The organism is Vibrio ouci (assembly GCF_004551525.1).
Classification (GTDB): domain Bacteria; phylum Pseudomonadota; class Gammaproteobacteria; order Enterobacterales; family Vibrionaceae; genus Vibrio; species Vibrio ouci.
In genome coordinates this window covers 1-1,929 of sequence record NZ_SATR01000145.1, presented here as the reverse complement: position 1 = coordinate 1,929, position 1,929 = coordinate 1, and the positions used below count along the sequence as shown (strand labels likewise).

Genomic DNA, 1,929 nt, shown 5'->3' with positions numbered 1-1,929 from the left:
GCAACCCACGAATCTTGGCATGTTTTACGGTTGGAGAGATTCAAGAATTTGAGCCGACAATACAGAATTGCCGACTAAGAAAAGCAGGTGGCCAGAGGGAGCAAGAAGATTAGAACAAAGAACTTTTCTGCCCTTTGCCTAACGCCGCGTTAAGTAGTGAGCAACGCTACCACCGAACTTAAACTATTGTGCCGTAAACACTAAATTCGAAGCAAACCGAAAATGCCAAGCGTTGCGAATCTGCCTTAAACGCCTTGTTATAAGCGTGCCAGAGATTGACGCAGTTTCTCTATGCTTTGAACTCCAAGATCACTACTTTCCCACCCAAACTTATCACCACAAAACCTTGGGAAAATATGAAGATGATAATGGGACAACTCGTTGAACTGACCATTATTCTGAATGAAGGAGATACCATCAGGCTCGAAAGCATTCTCAATGCGCGTGTAGAGATCTCTTGCGACTGACTGGATTTCTAACAAGACCTGTTCAGGCAATGCAATATAGCTTTCATATGGATAGGTTGGGCAGATCAATATGTGCCCAAAATTTATTGGATCGTGATCTGCAAATGCTATGACATCCTTTGATTCATAAACAATTACAGCTTCGATTTCTCGATTCACAATTTGCTCTACTATTGTCTTCATATAGTTTTCCTACCAAAGCTTATAACGCCCTGTTAAGGTGTGAGCAACGCAATACCGATACCTCCGCAGACCACCTTAAACACTAAACGCAACGCATAGTAAAAATGCCAAGCGTTGAGAATCACTCTTAAACGCTTTGTTATGCCAAAAGCGGGAGCTCACAAACTTTTCAACATTTTTTATTACATGGGATCAATAGTAAATTTGAGAGTCCACTCGCTTAGCTGGTAACTAAAGAATGACACAAAGCTTCAATATGCCACAACGCCCATAACGAGATACAATTTAGGAAAGTATTAATGAAAGTTAGAGTTACTATTAGCGGTTTAGGCGCAGGTATCCCCACGCTACCGATCGGTGTCAATTTAATATCTGGCTGCTATATAGAAACAAAACCTAATGATGGTAATACTCCAACGCGCTTATATGGAGTCGCTGATTACTTATCTGTCGGTGGAGAATCAAGTACTTTAATATTTGGTCATGCTCAAACGGAGTGGATGACAGTAGAAAGTGAATCAGCTAAAAAATTATTACAGTACGAAAACTTTCTTGGAAGTCACGTAGACGTTGAGGTAAAAGGAACATCCTTCGGCTCAAGTAAAGGTGACGTGACTTTGAAGGTAATTGATAAAATTGGTAATGCGAAATCTTCCATAGATAAATTCAATATAAAAATAGATGCTTACCAGCTAGCCTCAACTAAAATTAGGGGGCAGATTAGAGCTATGAAAACTGAAAGCTCTAAGTAGGAGTTTCTGATGTCGCAATATTTAAAAACTGTAAAAAAATAAAACATTAAACTTCATAAACAAGTTATTGCTATTTGCAACTATCTTTCTTTTGGGAGGTTATTGTTTTCTAATACTCTCTCGTAATCACTTTACGACACTTAGTAATGAAATGCTTGGTGATACAACTTACATCATGAATTCAATGACCTTAGATATTGCACTAAGAAAACCTTTGATATTAGTCCCTATAATATCAAGCATTTTAGTCATAAAACACTATAGAAAACAAAAAGACTTTTACCAAAAATTTCGCTTTAATCTAATAAACATTTTGTTTATTTCCTTAATATTAGGTTCAATAGTGTACTCTCTATATATCCCATAGAGCATTTTGGCATAACGCCCAATTAACGTGTGAGCAGCGCAAACACTGAACTTAAACATTGCGCCGTAAACACTAAACTCAACCCGAAGTGAAAGCGCCAAGCGTTGCGAATCACTGTTGAATTGTTTGTTATGTTTTACCACAAACATATGATTTACTT

General features: G+C 37.8%; 3 protein-coding genes. 1 reads left to right on the top strand and 2 read right to left on the bottom strand.

All coding sequences use genetic code 11. The annotated features are described in order from the left end of the window. Nucleotides 1-257: 257 nt before the first annotated feature. Nucleotides 258-650, bottom strand: coding sequence for an HIT family protein (locus ELS82_RS24505; RefSeq protein WP_134837715.1), 393 nt, complete (start codon nt 648-650; stop codon nt 258-260). Nucleotides 651-949: 299 nt separating this feature from the next. On the opposite strand from ELS82_RS24505, the gene ELS82_RS24495 reads away from it, so the two are divergent. Further along, nucleotides 950-1,402: a hypothetical protein gene (locus ELS82_RS24495; protein WP_134837714.1), complete on the top strand. Its 453-nt coding sequence runs from the start codon at nt 950-952 to the stop codon at nt 1,400-1,402. A gap of 279 nt (nt 1,403-1,681) precedes the next feature. On the opposite strand, the gene ELS82_RS27460 is transcribed toward ELS82_RS24495, so the two are convergent. Next, the coding region (locus ELS82_RS27460; RefSeq protein ID WP_208733298.1) for a hypothetical protein at nt 1,682-1,929 on the bottom strand (248 nt) is incomplete at its 5' end.